The sequence below is a fragment of the Kitasatospora purpeofusca genome, from assembly GCF_034043715.1.
GTDB classification, from domain to species: domain Bacteria; phylum Actinomycetota; class Actinomycetes; order Streptomycetales; family Streptomycetaceae; genus Kitasatospora; species Kitasatospora purpeofusca_A.
This window is the reverse complement of sequence record NZ_JAXCLC010000005.1, coordinates 25,173-42,514: the sequence shown is the minus strand read 5'-3', so window position 1 is coordinate 42,514 and position 17,342 is coordinate 25,173. Positions and strand designations below refer to the sequence as shown.

Sequence of the window (17,342 nt, the reverse complement as noted above, 5' to 3'; positions counted from 1 at the left end):
ACCCGTGACCCCTGCCACAGGGGCCCGTTGGTAAGGGCGGCCGGGCCGCCGCCGCCTCCCGGCTCGAACAGACCGACCCTCCGGCTCCACCGCGTCCGACCCCGGGGGCCGACCCCGAGACCCCGGGTGCCGGTCCCGACAGCCCCCAACCGGTAATTCCGACCCCGCACCGAGGAGACCCAGTGCCGCGCATGCTCGACGTCAGCGACGAGGTCCGATCCGAGATCGGCGACGACGAGGCCGACCGCCTGCTCGGCGGCGCCCACGCACCCGACAACTACGAATGCACCTCCTGCCGCACCCCCGGCGACGCCCTTCTGGAGCCGACCAGCACCGTACTGTTCGTCGGCGACGAGACAGCCGTACTCGCCTTCGCCCACGCCCGCTGCATCCCGTCCCAGGTCGTCCCGGTCGCCGAGGAGCAGCTGGCCGGCGCCGTCCGCAGCATCAGCCAGGCCCAGAGCGACGCGTCCGCCGACGCCGCCCGGCCGCAGCCGCCCCTTCCCGCCCAGGCCCTCCCCGCGCAGGCCCTGCCCGCGCAGGCCGTTCCCGCCCCGGCCCCGGCCCCGGCCCCGGCGTCGGACCCGGCCGGACGGACGGGCGCACCCGGCCAGGCCGCGATCCTCGGCATCACCTGCGGGCTGGTGCTGCACGGCGACACCGGCCACGCCTCGCTGGTCGTCGAACCGACCGGGCCGGTCGGCCGACCCGGCAACACCACCGGCGAGGACGAGTTCCTCGACCTGCTCCAGGACGCCGGCTTCCAGCCGGTCGCGGACCTCGACAAGACGCCGGACCAGCTGCCCGGCTGGTCGGTGCTGGTCGCGATGGGCAAGCTGCACGCGATCCTCCAGCCGGCCGCGGCCGGGGGCAGCACCGGCTGGTGGCAGGCCCACCAGCCGCTCCAGGTGACCGACGCCTGGCGGTTCGCCGCCAACCAGCTCGGCGAGGTGACCATGTACGCCGTCCCGGCGGGGACGGTCGGCCGGCAGCCGCGCGAGGACCTGCTGCGCCAGGCCCTGGAGCGCGCGGTGGCGCTGGGCCAGGTGGTGTCGGCCTCCCTCCCGCTCGCCGGCACCTGAGCCGCGTCCGGGACCGCCGGCCGGAGCGCCGACCGGAGCGCCCGCCGGTGGAGGCCGCTTCCCGAACGCGGGCGGCCTCCACCGGCGGCCGACCGGAACGGCCGACCGAAGCGGCGGCCCGGGGCGACGGCAGGAGCCGGGCCGCCGCCCCGGCGGCCCCGCCGACAGCCCCGCCCGACAGCCCCGAAAGGCGGCTCCCGCCCCGCCGCCGCCCCGCCGCCGCCCGGCCGCCGCACCCCGCATCCCCCGGCGTCCTCGCTCGTTGGGCCCTGCGTGTACAGCTACGACGTCCCCGCAGCCTCCCGGCGGTCCGCCGCCTCCCGCGCGATCCCGGGCATGCGCCCGTCGTACGACGCCGAGCACCCGCACTCGGCGACGCCGATCTACGACGAGCTGTACTCCGAGTACCGGCGCCTCTTCCGCGCCCTGCCCGGCGACCGCTCCGGCGAGGAGGACCTCACCTTCGCGGGCTTCGCCGTCCGCGACACCAACCCGGGGCGCAACGAGCACCGCAACGAGCACCGCAACGACCACCGCACCGATCACCGCGGCTACCCGCCGCAGCACCAGGCGTTCCAGACGTACGCGGGCCAGGCGATCGGCCTCCCCCAGTTCATGCCGAGCCAGCCGGGCAACCCCGACCCCACCGGCCCGGCCGAGCAGCACGGCCACAACAGCAGCACCGGCCACCAGAGCCCGCACAGTCAGCACAGTCAGCACAGCCACAGCGGACTCCCCGCCCTCCCGGCCCAGGTCCACTCGCACGACCAGGGCCACGGTCAGGGCCACACCCACGGAGGCCACCCCGGCCCTGCGCCGAGCCCGTACGCGACCGGCTTCCACCCCGCCGCCCCGGCCCAGGCCCACACCCCGGCCCACACTCCGGCCCAGGCCCAGGTCGGCACCGGCCAGGGCTGGGTGGCGGCCGGCTACCTCGGCTCCGTCCCGCACCCGATGGCGACGCACCTGCCCGCGCCCGCCCCGGTGACGGTCCCGGTCCCGGCCCCCGTGCCGACCGTGGGCACCGCCTACCGCTCCGGCGCGACCAGCGGCGGCCGCCACCGCAGCCTGCTCTCCCTCCCCCCGGGCCGCAGCGGCGACCACCACTGACCCGCGGTGCCGGGACCGGGACCGTCACCCGGCCGGACACGACGAAGGGCCCCGCCGCCCGGTCCCAAGACCGGCCGACAGGGCCCTCCCACGGCCTCCCCCACGGCCTCCCCCACGGCCTCCGCCCGGCTCGCCGCCTCAGCGGCTCCACCGGAGCGTCATCCGTTACTTCTTCCGGCTGCGCTTCTCCCGCACCCGCACCGAGATCGAGATCGGCGTCCCGGCGAAGCCGAACTCCTCGCGCAGTCGACGCTCGACGAAGCGCCGGTAGCCCGCCTCCAGGAAGCCCGAGGCGAACAGCACGAACCGCGGCGGCCGGGTGCCCGCCTGGGTGCCGAACAGGACGCGCGGCTGCTTGCCACCGCGGATCGGGTGCGGGTGGGCGGCCACCAGCTCACCGAGGAAGGCGTTCAGCCGGGCGGTCGGGACCCGGGTCTCCCAGCCCTGCAGCGCGGTCTCGATCGCCGGGACGAGCCTCTCCATGTGCCGGCCGGTCTTCGCCGAGACGTTGACCCGCGGCGCCCACTGCACCTGGACGAGATCGCGCTCGATCTCGCGCTCCAGGTAGTAGCGGCGCTCCTCGTCGAGCTGGTCCCACTTGTTGTAGGCGATGACGACGGCGCGACCGGCCTCGACGGCCATCGAGATGATCCGGGTGTCCTGCTCGGCGAGGGTCTCGCTGCAGTCGATCAGGACCACCGCGACCTCGGCCTTCTCGAGCGCGGCGGAGGTGCGCAGCGAGGCGTAGAAGTCGGCGCCGGCGGTCATGTGGACCCGGCGGCGGATGCCGGCGGTGTCGACGAACTTCCAGGTCTTGCCACCCAGCTCGATCAACTCGTCGACCGGGTCACGGGTGGTGCCGGCCACCTCGTTGACGACGACGCGGTCCTCGCCGGCGACCTTGTTCAGCAGGCTGGACTTGCCGACGTTCGGCCGGCCGATCAGCGCGACCCGGCGCGGGCCGCCGGGGGCGGCGTCGCCGAAGGTCTGCGGCGGGGCCTCGGGCAGGGCGGCCATCACGGCGTCCAGCAGGTCGCCGGAGCCACGGCCGTGCAGGGCGGAGACCGGGTAGGGCTCGCCCAGGCCGAGCGACCAGAGGTAGGCGGCCTCGGCCTCGGTGGACTGGCCGTCGACCTTGTTGGCGCAGAGCACGGTCGGCTTGCCGGCCCGGCGGATGATCTTGATCAGGGCCTCGTCGGTGTCGGTGGCACCGACGGTGGCGTCGACCACGAACAGCACCGCGTCGGCCTGCTCGATACCCAGCTCCGCCTGGGCGGCGACCATGGCGTCGATGCCGAGGACGTCGATCTCCCAGCCACCGGTGTCGACGACCTTGAAGCGGCGGCCGTTCCAGTTGGCCTCGTAGCTGACGCGGTCGCGGGTGACGCCGGGCTTGTCCTCGACGACGGCCTCGCGACGGCCGATGATGCGGTTGACGAGGGTCGACTTGCCGACGTTCGGGCGGCCGACGATGGCCAGCACCGGAAGCGGGGCGTGGCTGCCGTCACCGAAGCCGTCGACGTCGTCGAGGTCGAAGCCCTCCTCGGCGGCGAGCGCCATGAACTCGGCGTAGTCGGCGGCGTCCAGCTCGCCGGGGCCGGTGGCGGTGTGCTCTGCGGTCATGTTCGTACTGTCCGTTTCCCGGTGCGGCCCTTCCCAGGGACGCGCCGTGCGTACCTGCCCCTCCGGGGCAGCGCGAGTGGGTTCGGGTGCCGCTGCGGCACCCCGTTGTTGTCAGAAGGTTCTTGGCGGGAGTTTCCTGGTGGAAGCTCCCTGGTGGAAATTCCCTGGCGGAAGTCCCTGTCGAGGAGCCGGCCCGGAGGTCCGGCCGGTCTCAGACCGTCGACAGCGCGGTTCCGGCCCGCTGCTCGACCAGTGCGGTGATCCGGTCGATCACCTGCTCAAGGGTGAGTTCGCTGGTGTCCACCAGCACGGCGTCCGCGGCCTGGGTGAGCGGCGCGGTCGCCCGCGAGGAGTCGGCCGCGTCCCGGCGGGCCAGGTCGGCGGCCATCGCCGTGATGGTCGCCTCGTCCAGGCCCTTGGCCCGCAGCTCGGTCGCCCGGCGCTCGGCCCGGGCCGCCTCCGACGCGGTCAGGAAGACCTTGACGGTGGCGGTCGGGAAGACCACGCTCCCCATGTCCCGGCCCTCGGCGACGATGCCGCGCTCGGCGATCCCGGCGCAGCCGCGCTGCAGCTCGACCAGCCGGGCGCGCACCGCCGGCACCGCGGAGACGGCGCTGACCTGCGCGGTCACCTCGGGGCCGCGGATCGGGCCGGAGACGTCGCGGCCGTCGACCGTGATGGTCGGGCCGTCCGCGTCCGTGCCGGACACGATCACCGGCTTGCCGCAGGCGACAGTCACCGCCTCCGGGTCGGCCACGTCGATGTCGTTGGCCAGCATCCACCAGGTCATCGCCCGGTACATCGCACCGGTGTCCAGGAAACTCAGGCCCAGCCGGGCGGCGACCGCCCGGGAGACGGTCGACTTGCCGGAGCCGGAGGGTCCGTCGATGGCGACGACGACCGGGGCGTGCGCTCGGTCGGCAGTGTCCACGGCGCGAACCTCTCTCTGAAGCTCGGATCTCTGAGCTCGGATCTCTGAGCATGGCGACCCGGATCTACGGGGCAGCCGGGGATTGTCTCCCTCAAGGTTAATGGACCGACGCCCGACCCGGCCCCGCCGGTACCGGGCTCCCGCTTCCGCCCCCTGCCGACCCCGGCCGACCCCGGCCGACCCCGCCGTCACGGGCCCGCCATCCGGACCGGCAACCGGCCCGGCCGGGCCCGGCCCCGGGGGACGGCAGGGCGCTCAGTCCCGGACGCTCCACCCGCTCGACCGCAGCGCCGCCGTCAGCGCCCGGACCGCCCCCGGCGCCACCGCCAGCTGGACGAAGCCCACCTGCTGGCCGGTCGAGTGCTCGATCAGGACGTCCTCGATGTTGACGCCGGCCGCGCCGACCTCGCCGAACAGGCGGCCCAGCTCACCGGGCTGGTCGCCGAGCACGACGGCGACGGTCTCGTAGCGGGTGGGCGGTGCGCCGTGCTTGCCCGGGATCCGGGCCTGGCCGGTGTTTCCGCGCCGCATGACGGCCTCGATGCCCGCCGTGCCGCCCCGCCGCTCGGCCTCCTCGGCGGCCTGGAGGGCGCGCAGCGCGGTGACGGTCTCGCCGAGGTCGGTGGCGAACTCCGCCAGCACGTCCGCCACCGCGCCCGCGTTGGCGGACAGGATGTCCACCCACATCGCGGGGTTGGAGGCGGCGATCCTGGTGACGTCCCGAACGCCCTGGCCGGAGAGCCTTATGGCGGTCTCGTCCGCGTGCTCGAGCCGGGCGGCGACCAGCGAGGAGAGCAGCTGCGGGGCGTGCGAGACCAGGGCGACCGCGCGGTCGTGGGCCGCGGCGTCCATGACGATCGGCATGGCCCCGCAGAGCGCGACCAGTTCGAGGAGGGCGTTCAGCGTCCCGGTGTCGGTGTCGGGCGTGGGCGTGAGCACCCACGGCCTGCCCTCGAACAGGTCGGCGCGGGCGGCCAGCGGGCCGGACCGCTCCCGCCCGGCCATCGGGTGGCTGCCGAGGTAGTGGACGGTGTCGCAGCCGAGCGCGGCGATCTCGGCCTGCGGGCCGTCCTTCACGCTGGCGACATCGGTGTAGTACTGCGCCAGGCCGCGGCGCTGGCAGTCGGCGAGCACCTTGCCGACCAGCGCGGGCGGCACGGCGATGATCGCCAGGTCCACCGGGCCGTCGGCCGGCTCGATGGTGCCGGCGCCCAGCGAGGCGGCGGTGCGGGCGGCGTCCGGGTCGGCGTCCTCCAGATGGACGGTCAGACCCCGTCCGGTGAGGGCGAGCGCGGCGGAGGTGCCGATGAGTCCGGTGCCGACGACGACAGCTGTGCGCATGGCGGGGTGGCTCTCCTCAACAGAACGGAACGGAACAGCACGACGAAAACACGGACCAGAACAGACCAGAACAGACCAGCACCGACCAGCACGGACCAGAACCACGGACCGGGTCCGCCTTATCCTCCCCCATCGCCACCGCCCACGCGGCCGCCGTCCGCAACCGCACCGGGCCCCGCGGCCGTCCCCACCCACACGGACCCGCACCACCCGCCACGGCGCCGCGCCTCCACCCACCACACCGACGGCCACCACGCCGACCGCCGCCGACCGACCGCCGCCGACCGCACGCCACGCGCGACGGAAAACGGGAGACGCGGGAACCGCCGCACGGCAGGATGGGCCGCCCGGGAGAAGGCTCGGCGCGCGCTCGGCGCCGAAGGTACGCGACGAAGGGGTTGGCCGGGTGAACGATCAGCAAAGCAACGACCAGCATCGACCGCAGGACAGCAGCACCACCGGTTCCTCCACCGGGAGCACCGGAGGAGGAACCACCGTCCCGACCGTCCCCTCGGTCCTGGACTCCGTCGTCGTCCACGCCGCCGGCGCGGTCTGCCGCCGCCGCGCCCGGGTGGCCCTGCCCCCGGACGGACGGGTCCGGCTGACCGGCCTGCCCGGAAGGCTCGACGAACGCTCGCTGCGCGCCCGGGTCCTCTCCGGCCCGAGCGGCACCGCCGTCACCGGGGCCCGGGTGGAGGCGGTCGCCGAACTCCGCGACCCCTCCGAACTGCCCGAACTGCGCCTGCGGCTGGACGCGGCCAGGGAGCACGAGAGCACACTGCGGGAACGCCTGCGGCTGGTGCTCGCCGCCGTCGCCGAGACCACCGCGCTGCGCGCCGTCCCGCCGGCCCGGCGCCGCGACGAACCGCTGCGCCGCACGCCCGCCGACGCCTGGCTCGAACTGGCCGACTTCGTCGACGAACGCCTCGAAGGGCTCCACCGGCGCGCCGAACTGCTCACCCGGGACATCGAACTCGCCGAGCACGAGACCGAGTTGCTCGCCGACCGGATCGCCCGCGCGACCACCGCCGACCCGCAGGAGGCGATCACGACCGCGACCACCGCCCTCCTCACCCTCACCACCACGCCGGCCCCCACCACGACCCCCACCGATACCCCCACCACCGAGGGCGCCGCCACCCCCGAGCTGGACATCGAGCTGGAGTACAGCGTCCAGGCCGCCCGCTGGGTGCCGTCCTACCGGCTGTCCTACCGCCAGGGCGAGGACACCGGCCGCCTGGTCCTGCGTGCCTCCGTCGCCCAGCAGACCGACGAGGACTGGACCGGCGTCCGACTCGCCCTCTCCACCGCCGACCTGGAACGCCGCACCGACCTGCCCGAGCTGCGCTCGCTGCGGATCGGCCGCAGCCAGCCGGCCCCGCAGCCCTCCGGCTGGCGCGAGCCCCCGGCCGGGCTGTCCGACCTGTTCTCGGCCTACGACGCGGCCGGCCCGCGCCCGGTACCGGACCGCCCGCTCCGGTCGCTCCGGTCGCCCGGGCCGCCGCTCGCGGTGCCCGTCCCGGTCAGCCCGGCCGTCACCGCGCCGCCCCCGCTCCCGGCCCCCGCGGCGGCCTCGTTCCCCTCCCCGGGCTCTCTCCCCGCCCCGGCCCTCCAGGCCCCGGGCGGCCTCCGCCCGGCGGCCCCCGGAGCACGCGGCGGCCCCCGGGGCGGCACGCGAGCGGCCGACGAGCCGTCCGGGTTCGCCGGCTACGGCGGGCCGCCGCCGCCCGAGGCCCGCCGCGTACGCGCGGCCTTCGCCGCCGAGGGCGCCGGAACGGCCGACGAAGCCGACTTCCTCCTCGCCGGCGCGCCCGCCCCGGCCGTGCCCCCCGCCGCTCCCCCGGCCGGACCGCCGATCCCGGACGAACGGCTGCTCGACTACCCCGTGCTCGAACTGCTCGGCCCGGACGGCGACGCCGACCGGCGCGGCACCCTGCACCGCGTGTTCCGTTCCGGTGCCGGCGCCCGGACGGCGGTCGGCCCGTACGGCGCCCGGCTGCAGCGCCTCCCGATGCCGCAGCACGCGGTGCCGCCGCGGGTCTCGGCCGGCTCCTTCGACCACCGCTTCGACGCCGCCGCGCCCGCCGACATCCCGTCCGACGGCACCTGGCACACCGTCACGATCGACGACATCGCGGTGAGCGTCCGGCCCGAGTACGTCGCCGTGCCCGCGGTCGAGGAGCGGGTCTACGCGACCCTGGTGCTCACCAACGGCACCGCCCGCGCCGTGCTCGCCGGTCCGGTCGAGGTGACCGTCGACGACGAGTTCCTGCTCACCGGGGCCCTGCCCACCCTCGCCCCCGGCGGTGTGCGCCGACTGGGCATCGGTGTCGCCGAGTCGGTCGAGGTGACGCGCCGTACCGAGCTGCACGAGTCCACCGCGGGCATGCTGAACAACAGCACCGTGCTCGACCACCGGGTGCGCGTCGAGCTGGCCAACCGGCTCGGCCGCCCGGTCACCGTCGAGGTCCGCGAACGGGTACCGGTCAGCTCCGACGCCGATGTCCGGATCGAGGAACGGCCCGGCTGGCACGCACCGGACGAACCGTCCCCCGAGTGCCCGCCCGGCACCCGGCTCCGGCGGGTCGACCTGCCGCCCGGCGGCCGGGCCGAGCTGGACGGCGGCTACCAGATCAGGATCCCGGCCGGAAAGGCCATCGTCGGCGGAAACCGGAGGAACTGAACGATGACCGTCACCCCCCTCCCCGGCGCCGCGAGCGCGGGCGCCCCGGGGCCAGACACCCCGGGAAGCGCCGCCCCCGACCCCACCACCCCGCACCTCCTGACGGCACACCTCGTGACGGCGCTTCCCGTCACCGCCGTCACCTGCCTGGAGGACCGCGCCCGGATCGAACGCACCGCCTCCCCGGACCTGGTCGCCGGCGTCCAGCGGCTGCGGCTCGGCCCGCTCACCGCACTCGCCGTCGACCGCACCCTGCGCGCCGAGTCGGACACCCCGGGCGTACGCGTCCTGGACGCCCGGATCACCCGCGCCTGGAGGCCCCGCGCACCCCTGCCGCCCGGCCCGGGCGACTCCGAGCTGCGCCACCGGCTGCACGCGCTGGAGGTCCGGATCCGCGAGGAGAAGCGGCTGACCGACCGGCTGGAGGCCCGGCTGGCCCTGCTCGCCCAGCTCAGCACCGACCTGCTCCGGGAGGTCGGCGAGGGCGCGGGCGCCGGCGAGGTCGAACGCACCCGCTGGCACCGCGAGCTGGACCGGGTCGACACCGGCCGCGAGCGGCACGGCGAGGAGCTCCGCGCCGCCCGGGTCCGGCTGCGCCGGCTGGAGGTGGACCGCGCCGCGGCGGTCGGCGCCCTGGAGGAGTCCGAGGAGCAGCCCGCCGAACTGGTCGCCCACCTGGAACTCACCGTCGAGGCCGCCGCGGCCGGTCCGGCCCGGCTCACCGTGCACCACCTGGTGCCGTGCGCCCTGTGGCGGCCGTCCTACCGCGCCACCCTGGCCGACGGCGTGCTGCGGCTGGAGTCCGAGGCGGTGGTCTGGCAACGCACCGGCGAAGCCTGGGACGGGGTCCGGCTGACCTTCTCCACCGCCCGGTCGGCACTGGCCACCGAGCCGCCGGCGCTCGTCGAGGACGTGCTGACGCTGCGCGAGCGAACCACCGAGGAGAAGCGCGCCGTCGAGGTGGAGCTGCGCGAGGAGGCGATCTCCGAACTGGGCCCGGACGGCGTGGTGCCGGGCGTGGACGACGGCGGCGAGGTGCGGGTGCTGAACGCCCCGGCCCCGGCCACCGTGCCGTCCGACGGCAAGGCGCACCGGGTGCCGCTGACCTCCTTCGACGGCCCGGCGCACAGCGAGTTCAGCTGCGCGCCGGAGCTGTCGCCGCTGGTGACCCAGGTGGTCCGGTTCCGCAACACGGCCGGCCACCCGCTGCTCGCCGGACCGGTCGAGCTGGTCCGCGGCAGCGGGTTCACCGGGCGCGGGCAGCTGCCGTTCACCTCGGCGGGCGCCGACACCGAGCTGTCCTTCGGCAGCTCGGACGGCTACCGGGTGGTGCGGGAGACCGAGGAGCGCCGGTCCACCGCGGGCCTGAGCCAGCGTTCGGTGACCACCCGCACGGTGCGGCTGCACCTGTCCCGGTTCTCCGGCCCGGAGGAGCGGGACGAGCAGCTGGTCGCGGTGCGCGAACGGGTGCCGGTCTCCGAGGTGGCGGCGGTGGAGGTGCGGCTGCGCAAGGAGGAGTGCTCACCCGTGCCGGACGCCCACGACGCCGAGGGCATCGTGCGCTGGGACGTCCCGCTCGGCCCGGGCGCCCGCCGCACACTGACCCTGGTGTACGAGATCTCCGCCTCCTCGAAGGTGGCCGGCCTGTGAGCGGCGGCGGCCCGGGCGCCCGTCCGGGCCCGGCCGGAGCGGGTACAAAAGGAGCATGATCCTGCACCTCGCTCCCCTGGACGACTGGCTGGCCGACCCCGGGCGGCCGTACGCGACCGCCTCGCTGCTCACCGACGGGTTCATCCACTGCTCGGCGGACGAGCCGACCGCGCTGGCCGTGGCCAACGCCTTCTTCGCCGACACCCGCGGGCCCCTGATGGTGCTGCTGATCGAGGAGTCACTGGTGGAACCGATGGTCAAGTGGGAGGCCCCGAACGGCGCACCGCCGTCCGGGGCCACTCCCGGGGTGCTGTACCCGCACATCTACGGGCGGCTGAACCGCACGGCCGTGGTCGGCCTGGAGAAGGTCGAGCGGGGCCCGGACGGCCGCTGGGCGTCCCTCTCCCCCTGGAGCTGACGCCCCGCCCGGCCCACCGGCGCCGGCAAGGGCGCGGGCACCGGCCCACGCGGTGCCACCGCAGGCACCGCAGGCAGGGCGGGCACCACTAGAGCCAGCCCCGCTCCCGGGCCGCCATCCCGGCCTGGAAGCGGGTGGTGGCACCCAGCTCGCGCATCAGCGACTGGAGCCTGCGCTGGGTGGTCCGGGCGCTCCAGCCCAGCGAGCGGGCGATCGACTCATCGGTGAGGCCGGCCGCCAGCAGGCCGAGCAGCTTGCGGTGGTCGGCCTCCGGCTCCAGCGACCCGTCCACGGTGCCGATCGCGGCCTGCAGCTGGACGGCCCGCTCCCACTCCGCCTCGAAGAGCGTGTCCAGGGCCTGGAGCAGTGCCGAGGGGTGGATCACATAGGCGGCGTCGAGGACGCTGTCCCCGACGCTGATCGGGATGATCGCCATCCGGTCGTCCGACATGACCATCTTCATCGGGAGCACCGGCCTGACCCTGGCCTCCTCCCCGTCGGCGACCCCGACCAGGATGTTCCGCTCCAGCCGTCCCGGCCAGGCCACCGCCTCCCGGTCGTAGATGGTCCGGAACCGCACTCCCTCCCCCAGCCGCTGCCGCTGCAGCGGAATGTTGGCGACCGGGTCCTGGATGTAGGGCGGGCAGTCGAAGCCGCGGATCTGGTACTGGCTGGTCCCGGTGATGTGCTCCAACCGCTGGGCGATCGCCTCGCCGCCGGTCAGCACCTCGACCGAGTGCGCCGGGTCGGTGTACCGGGAGGCCTCCCGGAAGGCGTCCATCAGCCGGTGCATCTCGGCCCGGGCGTGCCGCAGTTCGGACTCCCGGTGGCCGATCAGGGTGCCGATCGCCACGTCCGGGGCGACCGGCAGGAAGCGCTGGCGGTCCACCGGGGCCCGGGTGGCCATGCCCTGCTGGGCGAGCCGGTCAAGGGCCCGCAGGCTCTGCTGGGGGGTCAGGCCGCAGAGCCCGGCGAGGTCCTCGGCGGTGGACTGCGGGTTGGCCACCAGCGCCGCGTAGACCCGCCCGTCCGGCCCGGCCAGTCCCAGAGCGCTGAGTGGTGCATCGGACACGGCGTCGCTCCCCCGTTCGCCTCTCGCCCCCGTACCGGTGGCGCACTCCCGCCACCCGGCGGGTCGCGGTCAGGTGGCCATACTCGGCCACGGATCACCGGGCTGACAAGGTGATCAGCCCACGATGCGGTCCGCCTCACAGTGGCGCCGCCGAACGACGGAGGGCCTCCCCGCCGAGCTCGGCGGGGAGGCCCTCCGGGGACCAGGGGGTCGGGGTGTTACAGCCCGACCTCGCGCATCAGCTGACCGACCTCGGGGTTGGTCAGCCGGCGCAGCCAGCCGGACTTCTGGTCACCGAGCGCGATCGGCCCGAAGTGCGTGCGCACCAGCTTCTCGACCGGGAAGCCCGCCTCGGACAGCATCCGGCGGACGATGTGCTTGCGACCCTCGTGCAGGGTCACCTCGACCAGGTAGTTCTTGCCGACGTTCGAGACCACCTTGAAGCTGTCGGCACGGGCGTAGCCGTCCTCCAGCTCGATGCCCTTGGCGAGCTGCTTGCCCAGGTCGCGCGGGATCGGGCCCTGGATGGCGGCCAGGTAGGTCTTGGTCACGCCGTACCGGGGGTGGGTGAGGCGGTGTGCCAGCTCGCCGTGGTTGGTGAGCAGGATGATGCCCTCGGTCTCGGTGTCCAGACGGCCGACGTGGAACAGCCGGGTCTCCCGGTTGGTCACGTAGTCGCCGAGGCACTGGCGGCCGTCCGGGTCCTCCATGGTGGAGACCACGCCGGCCGGCTTGTTCAGCGCGAAGAACAGGAAGGACTGGGTGGCGACGGTCAGGCCGTCCACCTTGATCTCGTCGTTCTCCGCGTCGACCCGCTTGCCCTGCTCGGTGACGCGCCGGCCGTTGACCTCGACCCGGCCCTGGTCGATCAGCTCCTCGCAGGCGCGGCGGCTGCCGATGCCGGCCCGGGCCAGCACCTTCTGCAGTCGCTCGCCCTCGGGCTCGCCGAAGGTCTTCGGCAGCTTCACGGCCGGCTTGTCGTGGCGGGCCAGCACCGCGTCCTCGATCTTGGCCTGGAGCTCGCGCGAGCGCTGCGGCTGACGCCGGGGGTCGCCCGGGGCGCCCTGGCCCTCACGGCGCGGCCGAGGGGCCGGGCTGGGCCGGCGCCCGGTGTAGCTGCCGCGGGCCGGGTTGGCGTTGGGGCCGCCGCCGAACTCGGGACGGTCGTACCTGCGCTCCTCGGGCCGCAGCGGGCGGTCCGGGAAGCGACGGTCGTCACGGCGGTCGTCACGGCGCTCGTCACGGCGACCGCCCGAGCCTGCGCCGGTACGACCCGCGGAGGAGCCGCTACGGCCCGCGCCACCGCCGTACGAACCTCCACGCTCACCGGAGCCGGCACGACCCGCGCCACCGCCGTACGAACCCCCACGCTCACCGGAGCCGGCACGACCCGCGCCACCCCCGTACGAGCCCCCACGCTCACCGGAGCCGGCACGACCCGCGCCACCCCCGTACGAGCCCCCACGCTCACCGGAGCCGGCACGACCCGCGCCACCCCCGTAGGAGCCGCCCCGGCCCCCGCCCTGTCCGCCGCGACTGCTGCCGCTGCCGCCGCCGCTGCTGTTCCTGCCGTTGCCACTGCTACGCATCAAAGTGTCCGTACGTCGTTACCGTCTGGGCTGTGCGGTCGTTTCGGCCGACCTCACCGCCCCCTACCGATCAGGCGCAGCCCGACCGGCCTCGCCACTGCCGTCCGCAGCCTTGGCGGCAACGGCGGCGACCGCCTCCGCGATCATCGTGCCCTCCAGGGACTCCGCTTCCACGTCGTCGACCTCGGGCAGGAACGGGGCAAGCTCCGGCAGCTCGTGCAGGCCGCGGAGCCCCATCCGTTCCAGGAAGTAGTTCGTCGTCCGATACAGGATCGCACCTGTTTCGGGCTCGGATCCGGCCTCTTCCACCAGTCCTCGCTGTACCAGGGTACGCATCACACCGTCACAGTTCACACCGCGGACGGCGGAGACCCGCGATCTGGACACCGGTTGCCGGTATGCGACCACCGCCAGGGTCTCCAGTGCCGCCTGGGTCAGACGGGCCTGCTGGCCGTCCAGGACGAAGCGGTCGACGGCCGGAGCGCAGGTGGCGCGGCTGTGGAAACGCCAGCCCCCGGCCACCTGCCGCAGGTCGAAGCCGCGCCCCTGGGCGGTGTACTCGGCGGACAGACCGCGCAGCGCCGAGGCCACCTCCGCACGCGGGCGCTCCAGCACGGCGGCCAGGTGGGCCTCGGCGGCGGGCTCGTCGACGATCATCAGGATCGCCTCCAGCTCCGCCCGCAGTCCCGGCCCGTCCTCCGCCGGGAGGCCGCCGGAGAGATCCCCGGGAAAGTCCTCGGCAAAGTCTTCGGGAGGAGCCTCGGGAGGGCCCTCGGGAAAGTCCGCCGGAGAAGTCGCCGGGGCCGACTTCTGGTGCACCACCTCCACGGGCACCACCTCCACCGCCACGGCCGCGACGGCGGTGACGGCCCCGGGAGCCGCGACCGGACCGTCCTCCAGGACGCTCGGCGCCGGTTCCTGCCACTCCTCGGCCCTCGGCTGACCCGGCACCCCCAGTGCCCGCCTGGCCGGCCGTCCACCGCCCGCCTCGCCGTTCCCGACCGTCATCGCCCGTCCTCCGCACCCTTCGCCGCCGCCTCGTCCGCCGGCCGGTCGAACTCGTCCGTCACCTCGACCGCGCCCCGGTCCGCCTCCGCCACCCACCGCACCACCAGCTCGCCGAGCGCTTCCGGCTGCTCGAAAGCGAGCACCCGCTCCCGGTACAGCTCCAGCAGCGCCAGGAAGCGGGCGACCACCACCATGGTGTCCGGGGCGTCCGCGACCAGCCGCTGGAAGGTGGCCTCGCCCAGCTCGGCCAGCAGGTCGACGACCAGACCGGCCTGCTCGCGCACGCTCACCGGCGGGCTGTGGATGTGGTCGACGTAGACGACCGGCCGGGGCTTGGGTGTCATCGCCCGGGCGGCGAGCTGGGCGAAGCGCTCGGTGCCGATGCCGATCACGACCTCGGGCAGCAGCGCGGCGTGCCGGGGCTCCAGGCCGACGCTGCGCGGGCGCCGGAGCAGTTCGGCGGCCCAGCGTTCGCCGAACACGGCTGCCGCCCGCTTGTAGGCCCGGTACTGGAGCAGGCGGGCGAAGAGCAGGTCGCGCGCCTCCAGCAGGGCGAGGTCCTCCTCGTCCTCGACCTCGGCGGCGGGCAGCAGCCGGGCCGCCTTGAGGTCGAGGAGGGTGGCGGCGACCACCAGGAACTCGGTCGCCGCGTCCAGGTCCCAGTCCGGGCCCATGGCCCGGATGTGGGCGAGGAACTCGTCGGTGACCGTCGCCAGCGCCACCTCGGTGATGTCCATCCGGTGCTTGGCGATCAGACCCAGCAACAGGTCGAACGGGCCCTCGAAGTTGTCCAGCCGGACCCGGAAGCCGCCCGGCGGCCCATCGGTACCCGCTCCGCCGGCTCCGCCCGCTCCACCCTCGCCGCCGGCTCCGCCCTCACCGCCGGCACCCGGGGCTCCCACGTCGGCCGACGCGCCGGGCTCCGCCGCTGCGACGGCGGCGGCCTGGGCGACGACGGGGCTCTCGGACGTGCTCGGCATGACGGTCCATCTTCGCCCGACAGCAGCGGCCACCCCGCACCGGGGCCGCCGACACGCCGGTCCCCTCCGGCCCCGCAGCCGCCCGCGCGGCCACCGCGCGGCCCTGGGGGCCGCCCCGGCCCCCCGCGGCCCCGAGGCGCGCGCTCAGCGCCCGCGCAGCCGCCGCACCAGGATGCTGGCCTCGCCGCGCTGCTCCAGGTCCGCCAGGACGACCGCGATGGCCTCCCGCACGATCCGGCCCCGGTCCACCGCCAGGCCGTGCTCGCCGCGGAGCACCAGCCGGGTGTGTTCGAGGTCCATCAGCTCCTCGGCGGACACGTACACGGTGATCTTCTCGTCGTGCCGCTCGCGCCCGCTGGGGCGGCGGGGGGCACGGCCGCGCGGACGGGGCCGCCCCGCGCTGCCCGTCTGGTCCTCGACCGCACCGGCGTGCTGGCGCGGCGCCGGGGCCGAGGTCCGGCCGCCCGGCTGTGCGGGGGCGGGCACGGAGGCGCCCGCCGCGCCGGTCTCGCGGCGCGTGTCCCGTCGGCCGTCCGCCTGGTCTCCGGCCCGGTCCGCGCCGCTCCCGGCGCGCTCCGGCCGCTCTCCGCCGTCGGCCGGGCCGACGCCACCGGCTGCGGCGACCTCGGCGGCGCCCTCGGCACCGTCCGGGTCACCGGCGCCGTTGACCGCCCGGGCGGTCTCCGGTCTGGGCGCCTCGACGGCCGAACGCGACGCGAGGGACGGCGAGAGCGCCATCCCGCCGGTGGTTCGGAACAGCTCGTCGGCCCCCGGGAGACTCACTCGGCGGGGCGGCACCGGTCGAGCACCTCCCTGGCGAGCTGGCGGTAGGCGGCGGCGCCGACCGAGTTGGTCGCGTACGTCGTGATCGGTTCGCCGGCGACGGTGGTCTCCGGGAAGCGCACGGTCCGCCCGATGACGGTGTGGAAGACGTGCTCGCCGAACGCCTCGACGACGCGCGCCAGCACCTCACGGCTGTGCACGGTGCGCGAGTCGTACATGGTGGCGAGGATGCCGTCCAGCCGCAGCTCCGGGTTGAGCCGCTCGCAGACCTTCTCGATGGTCTCGGTGAGCAGCGCGACACCGCGCAGCGCGAAGAACTCGCACTCCAGCGGCACGATCACGCTGTGAGCGGCCGTCAGCGCATTGACCGTCAGCAGGCCCAGCGAGGGCTGGCAGTCGATGATGACGTAGTCGTAGTCGGGCAGCAGCGGCCGCAGGGCGCGCGCCAGCGCGGACTCCCGGGCCACCTCGCTGACCAGCTGCACCTCGGCGGCGGAGAGGTCGATGTTGGACGGCAGCAGGTCCATGCCCGGCACCGCCGTCTTCAGCAGCACCTCATCGGCCGTCAGTCCACGCTCCATGAGCAGGTTGTAGACGGTGACGTCGAGTTCCATCGGGTTGACGCCGAGTCCGACGGAGAGGGCGCCCTGCGGGTCGAAGTCGACGAGCAGCACCCGGCGGCCGTACTCGGCGAGCGCGGCGCCCAGGTTGATGGTCGACGTGGTCTTGCCGACGCCGCCCTTCTGGTTGCACATCGCGATGATCTGGGCGGGGCCGTGCTCGGCCACCGGCGCCGGGATCGGGAAGTACGGCAGCGGACGTCCGGTCGGGCCGATCCGCTCGCGGCGCTGACGCGCGGCGTCGGGGGCGAGCGTGGCCGCGTACTCCGGGTCCGGCTCGTACTCGGCGTCGGGGTCGTCGTAGGCGCCGTAGGCGAACTCGCCGTAGGCCAGGCCGTGGGCCGGCAGTTCGGCGTCGTAGTCGGTCACCGTGGTCACCTGTGCTGTGTTCTGGCGTGCTTCGAAAGTACGGAGAGCGACCGAGCCGACCTCGGCCGAGCCCACGGAGGCCT

The 17,342-nt window shown here is 75.1% G+C and carries 14 protein-coding genes; 5 read left to right on the top strand and 9 right to left on the bottom strand.

From position 1 onward, the window contains the following. The first annotated feature begins 182 nt into the window (after positions 1-182). Positions 183-1,082: a hypothetical protein gene (locus SM793_RS04045; RefSeq protein WP_413815872.1), complete on the top strand. Its 900-nt coding sequence runs from the start codon at positions 183-185 to the stop codon at positions 1,080-1,082. Between the two features lie 336 nt (positions 1,083-1,418). Continuing rightward, positions 1,419-2,192, top strand: a complete 774-nt coding sequence (locus SM793_RS36325; RefSeq protein WP_413815871.1) for a hypothetical protein — start codon at positions 1,419-1,421, stop codon at positions 2,190-2,192. Between the two features lie 165 nt (positions 2,193-2,357). Here the strand turns inward: SM793_RS36325 and der are convergent, their stop codons facing one another. From der to SM793_RS04025, 3 genes are all read right to left on the bottom strand, one after another. Beyond that, the gene (der, locus tag SM793_RS04035; RefSeq protein WP_320436585.1) at positions 2,358-3,815 is read right to left on the bottom strand and encodes a ribosome biogenesis GTPase Der; all 1,458 of its coding nucleotides are present in this window, start codon (positions 3,813-3,815) and stop codon (positions 2,358-2,360) included. Positions 3,816-4,026: 211 nt separating this feature from the next. Continuing rightward, positions 4,027-4,746: a (d)CMP kinase gene (gene cmk / locus SM793_RS04030; RefSeq protein WP_320436584.1), complete on the bottom strand. Its 720-nt coding sequence runs from the start codon at positions 4,744-4,746 to the stop codon at positions 4,027-4,029. A gap of 255 nt (positions 4,747-5,001) precedes the next feature. After that, the gene (locus tag SM793_RS04025) at positions 5,002-6,087 is read right to left on the bottom strand and encodes a prephenate dehydrogenase (protein WP_320436583.1); all 1,086 of its coding nucleotides are present in this window, start codon (positions 6,085-6,087) and stop codon (positions 5,002-5,004) included. Positions 6,088-6,493: 406 nt separating this feature from the next. Here SM793_RS04025 and SM793_RS04020 point away from each other — a divergent pair, with 406 nt between their 5' ends. The 3 genes from SM793_RS04020 to SM793_RS04010 are packed head-to-tail and all read left to right on the top strand — an operon-like array spanning position 6,494 to position 10,838. Then, positions 6,494-8,770, top strand: a complete 2,277-nt coding sequence (locus tag SM793_RS04020; protein ID WP_320436582.1) for a DUF4139 domain-containing protein — start codon at positions 6,494-6,496, stop codon at positions 8,768-8,770. Positions 8,771-8,773: 3 nt separating this feature from the next. Then, a complete protein-coding gene (locus SM793_RS04015) occupies positions 8,774-10,420 on the top strand; it encodes a DUF4139 domain-containing protein (RefSeq protein ID WP_320436581.1) in 1,647 nt (548 codons plus the stop codon). A 55-nt stretch (positions 10,421-10,475) separates the two neighbouring features. Then, a complete protein-coding gene (locus SM793_RS04010) occupies positions 10,476-10,838 on the top strand; it encodes a DUF952 domain-containing protein (RefSeq protein WP_320436580.1) in 363 nt (120 codons plus the stop codon). Between the two features lie 88 nt (positions 10,839-10,926). On the opposite strand, the gene SM793_RS04005 is transcribed toward SM793_RS04010, so the two are convergent. From SM793_RS04005 to SM793_RS03980, 6 genes are all read right to left on the bottom strand, one after another. Then, a complete protein-coding gene (locus SM793_RS04005) occupies positions 10,927-11,910 on the bottom strand; it encodes a helix-turn-helix domain-containing protein (RefSeq protein ID WP_320436579.1) in 984 nt (327 codons plus the stop codon). A 218-nt stretch (positions 11,911-12,128) separates the two neighbouring features. Beyond that, on the bottom strand, positions 12,129-13,499 hold the full coding sequence (locus SM793_RS04000) for a pseudouridine synthase (protein ID WP_320436578.1): 1,371 nt from the start codon (positions 13,497-13,499) through the stop codon (positions 12,129-12,131). 63 nt (positions 13,500-13,562) lie between these two features. Further along, entirely contained in the window at positions 13,563-14,156 is a 594-nt protein-coding gene (scpB, locus tag SM793_RS03995) for an SMC-Scp complex subunit ScpB (protein WP_413815875.1), read from the bottom strand. Positions 14,157-14,503: 347 nt separating this feature from the next. Next, on the bottom strand, positions 14,504-15,487 hold the full coding sequence (locus tag SM793_RS03990) for a segregation and condensation protein A (protein WP_320436577.1): 984 nt from the start codon (positions 15,485-15,487) through the stop codon (positions 14,504-14,506). A 144-nt stretch (positions 15,488-15,631) separates the two neighbouring features. Next, positions 15,632-16,225: a hypothetical protein gene (locus SM793_RS03985; protein ID WP_320436692.1), complete on the bottom strand. Its 594-nt coding sequence runs from the start codon at positions 16,223-16,225 to the stop codon at positions 15,632-15,634. 41 nt (positions 16,226-16,266) lie between these two features. Then, a complete protein-coding gene (locus tag SM793_RS03980; protein WP_413815870.1) occupies positions 16,267-17,334 on the bottom strand; it encodes a ParA family protein in 1,068 nt (355 codons plus the stop codon). Between the last annotated feature and the right edge of the window lie 8 nt (positions 17,335-17,342).